We start from the raw sequence: 12,737 nt of genomic DNA, 5'->3' as shown, positions 1-12,737 counted from the left end.
ATTGGCTCTCGGAGTGCCCGGCATCTCTGCCTTTTGGTGCTCGGTAATCGCACGGTCACCCTGCTTGTTTTTGCATATCATAGATTTTCCGGAAGGATTTTTAATAGCCTCAGGAATACTTAACTTGATCATAGCAAAATCTACCCTATGCCAACCTTAAGAATTATACTCCTTCTCATTTTTGCTTCTTTTTTAAGTTGTCAAAACACTAAAAATCAGACCGATGTAAAAATCCAGGCATCTTATAAAGACCTGACAGCTCTCTTCAAAGAATGGCGCACTTTTGAGCAGCCACCCTTGCACAATGAGGCTCCTGACTATAGAGAAACCACTTTTAACCAGAGGTGGAGAGAGTTCAAGAAGCTTCAAAACCGATTACTATCTATGGACACCGCGGGCTGGAGCATTTCCGAACAGGTAGACTATCATATTGTTTGGGCAGAGATGAATGGCTATGATTTTAACCATCGCATATTGAAACCATGGCAAAGAGACCCGGCCTACTACAAAGTCGTTTGGATGGAACGAAGCGATGTGCCAGCCCATGAAGGCCCAACCAATCACGGCACCGTTGAGGTATGGACTTATGACTTTCCTTTGAGTGCGGATAAGAGAGATAGTTTTTTGAAAGGAATTCAGGCTATTCCTGCATTTAATGATCAAGCCAAAGAAAACTTAATCGGCAATGCCAGAGATCTTTGGATAGCCGGTATAAGAGACATCAAAACACAATCGGCCAACCTTGCCTCCATAAAAACAAGGGAAGGCATTCTGGCAGACGAGGAACTGACCAAGGCCATAGATAAGGCCATTGCATCTACAAATAGCTTTGCAGAATGGCTGGAGACTGAGTCAGCCAATAAAACAGGCCCTTCCGGCATTGGTAAAGAAAACTATACCTGGTATCTACAAAATGTACATTTAGTACCGCTGACCTGGGAAGATGAGGTAATGTTGTTGAAAAGAGAGCTAGCCCGAGCATGGTCTTCCCTCAAGCTCGAAGAGCACCGAAACAGAACTCTTCCGCAGCTCGAAGCAGTAAGCTCTCCTGAAGCCTACAATGAAATGGCCGAGCAGTCGGCCAAAAGCTTGCTTAACTTTCTGAATAATGAAGACATAGTAAGCGTTAAAGATTACTTTGCTCCAGCCCTCAGGGCCCATCTGGGAGAATATATTCCCGAAGAAAAGCGCAACTTCTTTACCATTGGTGAGCACTATGATGCGCGCCCCTTATACTCCCATTTCTATCACTGGTTTGAGTTGGCCAGAATGGACAATGAACCCCACTCTAGCGAAATTAGAAGAGGACCTCTGCTCTACAATATTTTTGACTCCAGAAATGAAGGAACAGCCACTGCCGTAGAAGAAATGTTTATGCAGGCTGGCCTTTATAACGATGACCCAAGGGTTAGAGAAATTGTTTATATAATGATTGCCCAACGGGCAGCCAGAGGCCTGGGTTCACTCTATGCTCATGCCAATGAGATGACTATGGAAGAAGCCGGTGGAATCCACTCAGAATATACGCCCAGGGGATGGATGAAAACGGAAAAGGAGTTACTCATTTTCGAACAACATCTCTACCTCAGACAGCCCGGCTACGGCACCAGCTACATTACAGGTAAATACCTTTTGGAAGCCGCCATGGCAGATTATGCCCGCATAAATGAACAAGACTTTGAGCTGAAAGAATTTTTCGATCAACTCAATAGCATTGGCAATATCCCAATATCTCTGGGCCACTGGCAAATGACAGGAGTAAATGATCAGGTTCTGACCATAACCAGGCCGAACAAATGATTGGATTCTTCAGGAAAATAAGGCTTCAACTCATGGTTTCTCAAGAGAAAAGCAAGTATCTAAAATATGCCATTGGAGAAATTACTCTGGTGGTAATTGGTATTCTCATAGCTCTGAGCATAAACAACTGGAACGAAAGAAGGAAGACCCGAAATGAAGAGCAAGTTTACTTACTCGGGCTAAGGGATGAATTCCAATTCAATCAACAGGCCCTTCTCAAAGCATTCAGAATAAACGAAACCAACCTCAGGCACGCATTGGAACTGATTAAATATACCGGCCCGGGCACTCCTCAATTAACTGAGTCTCAGTTCGACTCTCTACTATATGGATCCATCGTCAACGAAGTGCAATTTTTGCCAAGTCCGGGCGTATTGAACGAGATTACCAATTCCGGCAAGCTGGGCAATTTTTCAGATGTCGAGCTTAAAAAAGCTCTGGCCTCCTGGGAATCCATTCTTTCCAGAGTTAGATTTCAGGAACAAGAAGAAGTACAGCGCACAAGATTAGGCATCTTAAATTTCTTGTCTGATAAAGTCAACGAAAGAAGAGGATCATATGCCAAATACGCAGCAGTTGTAGGCTTTGGGCCAAGCAAGTTTAAGGGCAACAACCAAAACGTTTTACAGCTTGAAGAATTCGAAAATAAGCTGCTGGAATTCATATTTACCAACACCTTTTTAAGGGATAACTACTACCCGCAACTCAGGGAGCGAATAGACCTGATCCTATCCCTTATCAACCAAAACATTGACCCATCTTCATAAAGCCTCCAAGCAGAGTAAACGAATATTCTAACATTGTACTTTTCGTGTTATCTTAAAGCCATGTCAAAATTCCAATTCCATAGCCTTTCGGTGTACCCATACCTGTTTATCCTGTTTTTTAGCCTCTCTTGCCATCCTTCCGGAGAGCAGGCCGATACCGACAAAACCTCGGGCAATCCGATTTTTGAAGGCTGGTATGCCGACCCCGAAGGAACTGTTTTTGGCTATGAGTATTGGATATTCCCTACCTACAGCAACCGATACAAACAACAGGTTTTCTTCGATGCATTTTCGTCTAAAGATTTGGTTACCTGGCAGAAACACGAGAGAATACTCGACACTACCATCATTAGCTGGGCCCGGCAGGCCATGTGGGCTCCTGCTGCTATTGAAAACAACGGCAAATACTTCCTGTTCTTCTCTGCCAATGATATACAGCGCCCCGGCAGCTCGCTATACAATGCCAACGACAACATTAACCACACGGGTGGCATTGGTATTGCCGTGGCCGATGCACCCGGTGGCCCCTATAGAGACTACCTGGGTAAACCCCTGATCGATGATTTCTATAACGATGCCCAGCCGATCGACCAATTTGTGTTTAAAGACACCGATGGCCAACACTATATTTTCTATGGCGGTTGGAGGCACTGCAACATTGGTAAGCTCAGTGCTGACTTTAAAGAGATTATTCCATGGGATGAAGAAAACCTTTTCAAGGAAATTACACCCGAGGGCTATGTAGAGGGCCCTTTTATGTTCCTTAGGAACAACAAGTACTACCTCATGTGGTCAGAAGGTGGCTGGACCAACGGTAGTTATAAGGTAGCCTACGCCATGGCCGATAAAGTAGACGGCCCATACCACCGAATTGGTACAATTCTGGAGTCCGATACCACCGTTGCCACCGGAGCCGGACATAACTCGGCCATCAATGTGCCCCATACAGATGAATGGTATATGGTATATCACAGACGCCCCATTCCTAACGAAGACCGTGACCACCGCGTGACCTGCATCGACAAAATGGAGTTCAATAGTGACGGAACCATTAAGCCTGTGAAAATGACATTTGAAGGCGTAAAAGCCCGACCCATAAAATAGCCACCACTTTTTTTCCACTGAACAAATAACTGATTATCAGTTATTTATAAATTAATGTCAAAAATTTTTAACATCATGTTAAACTTTATATACCTTTGGTACGTCATTTTTTACATAAGGTCAAATTTTATATACAACTAAAGTCATGTCATATCGAGAAAACAAAAACCTGGTCAACATTGTCAGTGCCATAGCGGTGCCGGCCATTTACTTTTTCTTCATTTTCAAAAACTCACCTTACGAACACATGGACACTGCCGAACTGCTTAAGTTCTGGGGTAAGGAAATGATGACCTACATATTGGTAGCCATTGGAGTGCGCATAGGTATAGAAATACTGTACTCTGTGCTCTATGCGGTAATTACCCGTGAGTCTATTCCAAAAACTGATGAGCGCGACAAGATCATTGAGCTAAAGTCTAAAAACATCAGTCAGGTTATTTTCATCTTCGGAATTATAGCCGGCATGGGTTCACTAGCCCTGGAAATGTCCGTAAACACTTTCTTCCTGGCTTTTCTTATTGGAGGAGTAATTGCAGAAATCGTTGAAAATCTGGTGCAGCTATTTTACTACCAAAGAGGCTTTTAATGGCAAAGTATAAAATTCAAAATAACATAAGAACACTCAGGTTCCTGAACGAAGAAATGACCCAGCAGCAATTGGCTGAAAAAGTGGACGTATCGCGACAAACCATTGTGGCTATAGAAAAGGGCAAATACTCCCCCACTCTGGAACTGGCATTCAAGATTGCCCAGGTATTTGAGGTTCCTTTACATGAAGTATTTTCTTATGAGCCGGAAGGCAAAAACTCAAAATAGCTTGGTCATTCCATTAATTAAATTCAAAACAACATGAAAAGGTATATCAGAAAAAGGTACTGCGGTCCGGAAGGGCTAGAAGTTGTGAACATACCAACTCCTGAACCGGCTGAGGATGAAGTGCTCGTTAAGGTACAAGCAACCTCTATAAACCCGGCCGACTCGCACACCATGCGAGGCACTCCCTACTTCTATAGGTTAATGTTGGGTGTTTCCAGGCCAAAAAACCCAAAACTGGGTGCCGACCTTTCAGGTATCATTGAAAAAGTAGGAGCCAACGTAAATCAATGGCAAGTAGGCGATGAAGTTTTCAGTGACATTCTTTCGGTGGGAGCAGGAGCCTTTGGTGAATACATTTGCGTAAAACAGCAACATCTGGTTAGAAAACCAAATGGCATCTCACATCAGGCGGCTGCCGCGGTGCCCCTTGCCGGAATTACTGCTTTGCAAAGCGTAACCAGCAACGGCTCATTGAAACCCGGCCAACAAGTAATGATTATAGGGGCCGGAGGTGGAGTAGGCACTTTTTTGGTGCAACTGGCTAAGCACTATGGAGCCGAGGTAACTGCGGTGTGCAGCACCGGCAAAGCGGAGAAAGTAAAAATGCTTGGAGCTACTGAAATAATAGATTACACCCGGGAAGATTACAGAAACTGCCAAAAAGCATTCGACTTCATAATAGATGCCGTAGGTAATTGCTCGGCCAGCACGGCCAAAAAACTACTCAAACCCAATGGCACCTGCCTGCTCATTGGCTGGGGCGGATTTGGCCACTTAATCAGCTATATTCTGTACGGTTGGTGGATAGGCCTTCGAACGGATAGAAAAATCAGCATACTGACAGCCCAATTCTCCACAGCAGACCTTAGCACTCTTGGTTCCCTGATAGAAGCCGGGGCCATAGTACCGGTTATAGACAAGATTTACTCATTTAAGGAGCTGCCACAGGCTATAGCCTATCAGGAATTGGGGCATTCCGGTGGCAAGGTGGTGGTTACACTTTCCAATGAATAACCACTCAGCAACTCAGCGCAACAACTGGGGCATTTCATTCACCGTTTCGGCAAGATATTCAGTCGATTAGGTGATTTTTTGAACACATTGCAGATATAAATATCAAGGTCATGAAACTCCTTATTTTTAAAACCAACATTGAAAACGAACTGAAGGTAAAAAAGGTCAATGCCTTACTGGCCTACAGCCCTGAAATTATGGACTGGTCAGTAGATCTGGAAGATAGAGACAAAATACTACGCATAGAAGCCGAAGACGAAGTTGTAGAGGCAGACATTATGGATATTGTGAACTCATGGGGACTACACTGTGAAGCACTGGAAGACTGACAGAGATTACTGATTTTTTGCTACACGGTACAGTCTTGCAGACTCTGATTTCTTTAGAAAATGCAGGACGACTATTTACCCGCATGGCTCGAAGTAAAAGGCACTCTACAAAACCTCTATTCGGTTGCGGTGCAGCTCAATTTTTTCCTGTCGTTCCAACTTCTTTAACAAACGCGAAACCACCACCCGACTGGTATTGAGTTCCTGTGCTATCTGCTCATGGGTTTTATGAATAATGTAAGAACCGGTGCTTTGCTTCTTGTCCAACAGGTATTTCATTAGTCGCTCATCCATGTTCATAAAAGCAATACTATCAACCGTGCTAAGCATTTCATCGAACCGATTGTGATAGGCATCGAAAATAAACTTTCGAAACGACTGATAACGAGCCAGCCAATGATCGATTTGACTCATGGGAACCATCCACAACCATGTATCTTCTTCCGCTACCGCTTTGAACGAAGACAACTGATTGCCCAAACAGCAGGAAATGGACATGGCGCAAGCATCGCCTCCTTCCAAATCATAAAGCAAAAGTTCTCGCCCGCTGTCTTCCTCACGCATCACCCGCAAAACACCGGAAACCACCAGAGGCATTTCCGCTGCTTTCATTCCCGGCTCAATGAGCGATTGACCCTGAATTATTTTCAAAGGTCTTCCTGTCTGAAGAATATCCTGCTTGAGGTCTTCTTCAAAACCCATTTGACTCAGTAGCTCGGCTACTCTCACATGCACACTTTCCATCGGTTATCTAAAGTTTAGATAAGGTTTACCTGCCGCCCAAAGTAACTCTACTTTGGCCTTTTCTATAGCCACCCGCTGCTTAATAAGTTTCACCTGAGCCTCCAGCAACTTGTCTTGTTGGAAATTGATTTTAAACAGGTCGCTTTCGCCCACATTGAGGTTAAAAATCTCGGCCTCCAGTAATCGTTCATAGTTGCTCACCGCTTGTTGTAAAAGGCTCACCATTTCGCGACCATTGACCATTTCAAAATAGGCACCCTCAACCTCATTAAGAATTTGCTGTTGCGCAAACTGGGTCTCAAAACTGGTTTGATCTATCTTAATTCGTGTTTGCCTCAACTTGGCCCTTTCCTTTCTCAAAAACAACGGAAACTCCACCTCCAGGCCAAACTTGTAGTTACTACCCAAAGCAATATCTGTGAAGTCGCCAGAGTAGTTTATGGGTGAATTAATGAAGTTATAATTGAGGTCTACTCTTGGTTTAAGGTTTTCTTTGGCCAGTCGTTCATCTACTCCCAACTGCTCTAGTTTAAAGCCTAACTTCTGAAGTTCAGGGTGATTCTGAACGGCAAAATCAAGAAGGCTGTCCAGTGATTCTTCCGGAAGGGTAAACTCGGCATCCCAACGTGGGGCTACATCATCCTGCAATTCCAATGGCTCCTCATTTTCACCCCACAAAAAGTTAGAAAGCATAAGGCCAGAACGCTTAAACTGAATGAGAGCGGCCTGCCTTTCCGTACTTCTGTTCTGCAGCGTAATGGCGGCCTGAACAGTATCTACAGCAGCTAGTTCGCCAAGCTCAAAGTCTACTTTAACTCTACGGTAAATTTCCTGTGAAATGACCAAACTCTGGTCAACCATTCGAAACTGAAAATAGCTGTAATACCAGTCCCAATAGGCCTTAACAGCCGAAAGCAGTGCCTTATTAATCATCTTTATGCGTTCAGCGTCTGTTATCTGGGCAAAAAGTTCAGCCTGTTGCACAGCTGCCCTTCGCTGGTCGATTAGCAAACCCCGGCCCACCGGCAAACTCAAACCGGCCGTTACTTGTCTAAAGTCTTCGCTTTCGGCAATAGAACGCTCCGGGTTTAGGTATACCCCACGGTTTCTGTCTACGCTAATCTTAGGGTCTACCGGAAACCACAGGGGCACTTTTAGAGTGGTGTTGAAAATATCGTAGTACTCCGTGTCTTTGTAGTTTTTCACATCCCAGTTACCGGTAAGCTTGGGATCGAAGGCTCCACGAGCCAGGCGAATTTCTTCACGAGCATTTTCGGGCAGTAAATCGGCTTGTTTGATCACCGGATGGTTGGCCAAAACTACTTTCACGTAGGCTTCGAGAGGAAATACCTCTGCACTATCGCTCGGTGCCACTATCTCGGCAATGGTTTTTACCTCAATTTGTTGCGCCAGCGTAGCACTTACGCACATAAAAAAGGATGAAAGAATAATCAGTACCTGCTTCATGAGCTTTTTACTTCTTTTCTTCTTTAACCAAAACCGCATCTTCCGGAGCCTCATACAAACTTGGAGGGAAACCATTGAGTTGACGCCATATCTCGTACCAAACGGGCACATTGTCTAGCATAACCCAACCTTTGGTACCTGAGCCCATTCGCAACTGTTGCGGCCACTCCTCTTCGGCCGGGTCTGGCGTTACTAAAATCCTGAACTCTCCCGGTCTGGACTCTACCCTGTCGATCACCTGTACCACACCTCCAAAAGTACCAACAGAAACACTCGGCCAGCCGGAAAACTGCAATGCCGGCCAACCATCGAACTCAATTCGCACTTTTCTACCCTTTTGAATAAGCGGCACATCCATGGCTTTCACATACATTTCTACTGCCAATCGAGGGTTCTCCGATATGATTTGCACAATGGACTCTCCCTCTTTTATGGTTTCGCCAACTCCTGCTTTGAGTGCTTTTACTACATAGCCCGACTGTGGTGCCACCAGCTGATAGTTCTGGGTGCGTATTTGATAGTTGCTAAACTGATTCTCCAGTTTGGCCAAACCGGCCTCTGCCTCAAAAACTTCGGCCGCAGTGTTATTCAGGTCAGATCTTGCCTTGCTGATTTTGTCCTGATACTCGGCTTCCACACCGGTAATATTTACCCGTGCATTAATCACTTCCGTTTTGGATTCCAGAAATTTATTTTCAGCACTAATGAGCTTCATTTTTGCCTCCTGATACTTAGATTCTAACTCCTGAAACTTGGTAAGGGCAATGTTTCCGGCCTCATAGCGCTGTTTGTTCCGGTAGAATATATTTTCCTGGTTGGCATATCTTACTTTCTCGGCCTCATAATCTACACTATCGCTCGTCAGCTTAAAACGAGACTGCCTGAGCTTGTTTTGCGCCTGCTCCAACTTAACTTTCATTAAGTTTTGCAGTGCCTCAATCTGATTTTCCAGTTGGGTAATTTTCTCCTTCTTGGAATCTATACTCTGTCTTTTAGCCTCAATCTGTTCCTGGGTACGCTGCAATAATTGCGGATCGAAATAGTCGTCTTTTACCTCTGAAAGAGTGAGAATGGTATCTCCTTTTTCTACAAATTGCCCTTCAATTACATGCCAGGCTTCAATTCTACCTGCAATGGCCGATTCTACCGACTGAGGTCTTTGCCCGGGAGAGAAGGCAGTTACTTTTCCCTTTCCTCTTATGTTTTGCTGCCAAGGAAAAAACAATAGCACAAAGAAGACCAACGAAATGGATACCAACACCTTGGCCAGAAGCTTGCCGGCATTAGGAGTTTTGAGGGTTTTGAACAAAATGCTTTTCTGCTCTACACTCCTGTTATCGGTTTGTTCAGAAATATTCAACATAAGCTTATCCGTTTACCAGGTCTTGTAAATATCCTTTAGAAAGCAATTCTTCGTAGGTCGAATCGGCCTTAATCTGGCCGTCCTCCATCAGTACCACACGGTCGCAGGCCGACATCACGGCCGGATCGTTAGAAACGGCCACCACAGTGCACACACTCATTTCCATAACCAATTGTATGAGCTTGAGCTTCTCCGAACGCTGAAACATATGAAAGAAGTCGTTCAGAATCATGAGCTTAGGCTTCTTAACCAGGCAACGTGCCAATATGAGCTTGCTCACAAAAGAAGTGGAATATCCTTTGCCTCCACTTAAAATATGGGTATTCATTCCGTTAGGCAACATGTTCACCTTGTCTTGCAAGCCAACCAGGCGAATGGCCTCAATGGCATCGCTCACAGAAACCTGAGGTTTGCCCACCGTTACGTTGTCCAGAATTGTACCTTCAAAAATATCTTCCTGAGACACATTCTTGGCAATCTTATCGCGTAGATTGGTGAAATCCAGGTCTCTCAAACTGTATCCGTTAATGGTGATAAGGCCTTTGTACTTATGATTGAGTCCGGATAACATGTTGGTGAGAGTGGTTTTGCCCGACTCGTTGCCTCCGGCAATACACAACTTGGTTCCGCAGGCAATGGAAAGGTTAATATTCTTGAGGCTTAGATCGTCAGCACCAGGGTACGAGTAGTTAAGGTCTTTTACTTCGATAGAAAAACCACGGTCTACATCTTCCTTGCGTAAATCAATCCCACCAACTTTTTCAAGCGGCAAATCAGTTACCTGGCTAATTTTATCTACTGCCGTGAGCATATCATAGACCACATCCATGTAGGTGATAATCTTTTCCACAGAGTTGAGAATAAGGATAATGATTACCTCAGAAGCTACGAACTGTCCGAGGGTAATTTCCCGATTAATAACCAGTGAAGTACCAATAATGAGGAGCCCTCCCGTAATGGCTGCCTTAAACAGTACAATGTAACTGTATTGTGTAATGAGTACCCGGAAATGGTTCTTTCTGTTTTTGAGGTAGTTGTTTACGTTGTACTCTGTCTTCTTTATGGGCAGGTTGGTATTGCCCGAAATTTTGAAGGAGTTAAGCACCCTGGCGATTTCTTCCAACCAATACACCACCTTATACTTGTACTTAGACTCCTGAATGGATGACTCCAACCCCTTGGGGCCGGTTAATCTGAAAATGAGCACCAAAGTAAGTACCAGCACCAAACCAAAAAACACAAAGAATGGGTGGTAGAAAGAAAGAAGCAGCAAACCAAAAACTATCTGTATTACGCCTGACATCAGGTCGCCCAGCAACTTGGGCAATCCCTTTTGCAGAGTAAGCACATCAAAGAACCGGTTCATAAGTTCGGGGGTATGCAGGTTAGAAAGCGCCTCCACTTTCATGCGTGGAATTCGGAACGTAAACTCCAGTGCTGCTTTGGTGAAGATTCTTCGTTGAATATATTCCACTAGGGTTATTTGCATAATTTGTAGCCCTCCGGCCGCCAAAATGCCAAGCAACACAAGCCCTATAAGCAGGTATATGGAGCTAAACACCACGCCACCGGAAACCAATTCAACCGTAGCCTGAATGCCCAATGGCAGGGTGAGCGATACAATACCCACAAAGGCTGCATAAATAAACACATAGAAGATGTCTTTCTTTTCCTCTCCCAATACCCTTAGCAGTCGCTTTACGGGCGAAAGAGGCTTAGGCACCTCGTCTTCGTCATGCTCAGACACCAGGCTCTTGTAACTAAACGTGCCCAGCAGAATAATCTCGCCACTCTCGTTTTTGATTAAACGGCCCTCAAGTTCTTCAAGGGTTATTTCCTGAGTCTCGCTTTCCGTTACTTCCTGAACAACCACCTCACCCTTCTTGTCCTTGTGAATAATTACCGGAGCAAAACCCGACTCAGTAGTCTTCAGGGCAATCAAAGGAATGCTTACTTCCTTAAGAAACGGAATCAGTTCATCGTCTTTCAACGGCTGATCGAGCAAAACCACCCGTACTTTGTTGGCCGACTCTAGCAAGTCACGCTTAAATTCGTACGATTCATCGATGGAATACAGCCGGGTACCCACCTGTAAATCCTGGTACAAAGCATCTTCGATGCCTTCACCCAGCAATAGCTTTACTTCTTTTATGGTGTTAGCAATGTGCTGATTGGTCATGTTTTATTCTTGAATAGCTTTTAAAACTAATTGATGGATAAACTCATAGTTTTGAGTATATACCTTGTCATTGGCTCCTGAATGATCGGTAAGTGAAGGCAAATGCTCCGAAAAGAAGACTTGCTGATGAGCCGCCTGCAAACAGGTACTTATCAGCGAATGGGCATACGGATAATCAGGGTTTATCTCCTTAACTATATCTGCAATGCGCCCACAGAGCGATTTAACCCCTCTAAAAAGGCCAAAGCTGTTGTCATGATCTACCTGTTTGGTTAGATATGTTTTGTCAAATTCATTAATCACTATGCGCTGCAAGGCTGTTTCGTCTACATCTGGAAATGAATTATCGTATGTCTTTTTCTCCGTTACCAAGCGCAAAGCTTTTGATAGTCTCAGGTAAGGGTCGGCCACGTTGTTGGTCTCAAATTCAATCTTATACTCCAGCCACGTCCAGTACCACGTAATAAGATACACCAAAAGCTTGTGTTTGTTTTCAAAGTATCGATATATCGAAGCTTCGGTAGAATCTATAACCAAAGAAAGTTTCTTGAATGTAAAGGCTTCGAGCCCCAACTCGTCAATCATTTGAATGGATTGCTGTACTATTTTTCTCCCCAATTCGGTGTCTTGAGGATCTTTTAAATACAGGCATTCATTCATTTGCAACTTAAGCAGAGTGGCCATGCATTAGTAGGTTAATTTTACTTTAGATAATGATAGTATTACTATTGTTAAAATCAGTAATACAACGTAGGCAGTTTAATTTTGTTCATTGGCTGCGAAAAAAAACGAGAATATTTTTTCAATGAGGTTTCAAACCCCTGACTTACAGAAGACTACGCGATAAAATATTTCAGACCGGGCACAAAAAAAGGATCACTCCCCAGTGATCCTTTCCGTATTTTTACAAATACCCCCAAATAACAAAAGCGGGGGACGATTACTCGCCCCCACTCACCCTGTTTCAACTAGTGTTAAAACAGGATGCCAAGGTACTGTTCAGAACCAGACTGTCAATAGGAAAACCTACCTTGGTCTATCTCCTTTCAGCTTCGCCTTACCCGAGCCACTTCGTGACAAGGGAGGGTGAATTTTGCAGCTTCCAGCATTTACATGCCAATGCCTATTTATACTAAGAACAAGTCTTTTCT

Annotated in this window: 12 protein-coding genes; 7 read left to right on the top strand and 5 right to left on the bottom strand. The window is 44.2% G+C overall.

Annotation, left to right across the window (positions count from 1 at the left end):
- Positions 1 to 147: 147 nt before the first annotated feature.
- The 7 genes from IE164_RS07585 to IE164_RS07555 all read left to right on the top strand — a co-directional run bounded on the left by IE164_RS07585 (position 148) and on the right by IE164_RS07555 (position 5,833).
- A complete protein-coding gene (locus IE164_RS07585; protein ID WP_189629616.1) occupies positions 148 to 1,800 on the top strand; it encodes a DUF885 domain-containing protein in 1,653 nt (550 codons plus the stop codon).
- Positions 1,797 to 2,567 (top strand): DUF6090 family protein, encoded by a 771-nt coding sequence (locus tag IE164_RS07580; RefSeq protein WP_189630073.1) that lies wholly within the window; start codon positions 1,797 to 1,799, stop codon positions 2,565 to 2,567. The genes IE164_RS07585 and IE164_RS07580 overlap by 4 nt, the downstream gene beginning before the upstream one ends.
- A 60-nt stretch (positions 2,568 to 2,627) precedes the next feature.
- Entirely contained in the window at positions 2,628 to 3,671 is a 1,044-nt protein-coding gene (locus IE164_RS07575; protein ID WP_189629615.1) for a glycoside hydrolase family 43 protein, read from the top strand.
- A gap of 145 nt (positions 3,672 to 3,816) precedes the next feature.
- On the top strand, positions 3,817 to 4,260 hold the full coding sequence (locus IE164_RS07570; protein WP_189629614.1) for a hypothetical protein: 444 nt from the start codon (positions 3,817 to 3,819) through the stop codon (positions 4,258 to 4,260).
- Positions 4,260 to 4,490, top strand: a complete 231-nt coding sequence (locus IE164_RS07565) for a helix-turn-helix transcriptional regulator (RefSeq protein WP_189629613.1) — start codon at positions 4,260 to 4,262, stop codon at positions 4,488 to 4,490. The genes IE164_RS07570 and IE164_RS07565 overlap by 1 nt, the downstream gene beginning before the upstream one ends.
- A gap of 33 nt (positions 4,491 to 4,523) precedes the next feature.
- Positions 4,524 to 5,504 carry an NAD(P)-dependent alcohol dehydrogenase gene (locus IE164_RS07560; protein ID WP_189629612.1) on the top strand — a complete coding sequence of 327 codons (981 nt, stop codon included), beginning with the start codon at positions 4,524 to 4,526 and terminating at the stop codon, positions 5,502 to 5,504.
- Positions 5,505 to 5,614: 110 nt separating this feature from the next.
- On the top strand, positions 5,615 to 5,833 hold the full coding sequence (locus IE164_RS07555) for a hypothetical protein (RefSeq protein ID WP_189629611.1): 219 nt from the start codon (positions 5,615 to 5,617) through the stop codon (positions 5,831 to 5,833).
- 105 nt (positions 5,834 to 5,938) lie between these two features.
- Here IE164_RS07555 and IE164_RS07550 read toward each other — a convergent pair whose 3' ends face one another.
- Genes IE164_RS07550 through IE164_RS07530 form a run of 5 tightly spaced genes read right to left on the bottom strand, consistent with a single transcriptional unit; the run spans position 5,939 to position 12,270 of the window.
- A complete protein-coding gene (locus IE164_RS07550) occupies positions 5,939 to 6,577 on the bottom strand; it encodes a Crp/Fnr family transcriptional regulator (RefSeq protein WP_189629610.1) in 639 nt (212 codons plus the stop codon).
- 3 nt (positions 6,578 to 6,580) lie between these two features.
- Positions 6,581 to 8,044 carry a TolC family protein gene (locus IE164_RS07545; protein WP_189629609.1) on the bottom strand — a complete coding sequence of 488 codons (1,464 nt, stop codon included), beginning with the start codon at positions 8,042 to 8,044 and terminating at the stop codon, positions 6,581 to 6,583.
- Between the two features lie 7 nt (positions 8,045 to 8,051).
- On the bottom strand, positions 8,052 to 9,407 hold the full coding sequence (locus IE164_RS07540; RefSeq protein ID WP_189629608.1) for an HlyD family secretion protein: 1,356 nt from the start codon (positions 9,405 to 9,407) through the stop codon (positions 8,052 to 8,054).
- Positions 9,408 to 9,411: 4 nt separating this feature from the next.
- The gene (locus IE164_RS07535; RefSeq protein ID WP_189629607.1) at positions 9,412 to 11,586 is read right to left on the bottom strand and encodes a peptidase domain-containing ABC transporter; all 2,175 of its coding nucleotides are present in this window, start codon (positions 11,584 to 11,586) and stop codon (positions 9,412 to 9,414) included.
- A 3-nt stretch (positions 11,587 to 11,589) separates the two neighbouring features.
- Complete coding sequence (locus IE164_RS07530; RefSeq protein WP_189629606.1) at positions 11,590 to 12,270, bottom strand: TetR/AcrR family transcriptional regulator; 681 nt, start codon at positions 12,268 to 12,270, stop codon at positions 11,590 to 11,592.
- Positions 12,271 to 12,737 lie beyond the last annotated feature (467 nt).

Source organism: Roseivirga thermotolerans (assembly GCF_014653175.1).
GTDB classification, from domain to species: domain Bacteria; phylum Bacteroidota; class Bacteroidia; order Cytophagales; family Cyclobacteriaceae; genus Roseivirga; species Roseivirga thermotolerans.
Note: the sequence above shows the minus strand (reverse complement) of the source record. Positions and strands in the feature narration are given on the sequence as shown.

What these genes read in the sequence shown, in the direction of transcription:
- IE164_RS07565 (WP_189629613.1), top strand. Translation starts at nt 4,260, where the DNA reads ATGGCAAAGTATAAAATTCAAAATAACATAAGAACACTCAGGTTCCTG.
- IE164_RS07570 (WP_189629614.1), top strand. Translation starts at nt 3,817, where the DNA reads ATGTCATATCGAGAAAACAAAAACCTGGTCAACATTGTCAGTGCCATA.
- IE164_RS07540 (WP_189629608.1), bottom strand. Translation starts at nt 9,407, where the DNA reads ATGTTGAATATTTCTGAACAAACCGATAACAGGAGTGTAGAGCAGAAA.
- IE164_RS07555 (WP_189629611.1), top strand. Translation starts at nt 5,615, where the DNA reads ATGAAACTCCTTATTTTTAAAACCAACATTGAAAACGAACTGAAGGTA.
- IE164_RS07530 (WP_189629606.1), bottom strand. Translation starts at nt 12,270, where the DNA reads ATGGCCACTCTGCTTAAGTTGCAAATGAATGAATGCCTGTATTTAAAA.
- IE164_RS07535 (WP_189629607.1), bottom strand. Translation starts at nt 11,586, where the DNA reads ATGACCAATCAGCACATTGCTAACACCATAAAAGAAGTAAAGCTATTG.
- IE164_RS07550 (WP_189629610.1), bottom strand. Translation starts at nt 6,577, where the DNA reads ATGGAAAGTGTGCATGTGAGAGTAGCCGAGCTACTGAGTCAAATGGGT.
- IE164_RS07580 (WP_189630073.1), top strand. Translation starts at nt 1,797, where the DNA reads ATGATTGGATTCTTCAGGAAAATAAGGCTTCAACTCATGGTTTCTCAA.
- IE164_RS07585 (WP_189629616.1), top strand. Translation starts at nt 148, where the DNA reads ATGCCAACCTTAAGAATTATACTCCTTCTCATTTTTGCTTCTTTTTTA.
- IE164_RS07575 (WP_189629615.1), top strand. Translation starts at nt 2,628, where the DNA reads ATGTCAAAATTCCAATTCCATAGCCTTTCGGTGTACCCATACCTGTTT.
- IE164_RS07560 (WP_189629612.1), top strand. Translation starts at nt 4,524, where the DNA reads ATGAAAAGGTATATCAGAAAAAGGTACTGCGGTCCGGAAGGGCTAGAA.
- IE164_RS07545 (WP_189629609.1), bottom strand. Translation starts at nt 8,044, where the DNA reads ATGAAGCAGGTACTGATTATTCTTTCATCCTTTTTTATGTGCGTAAGT.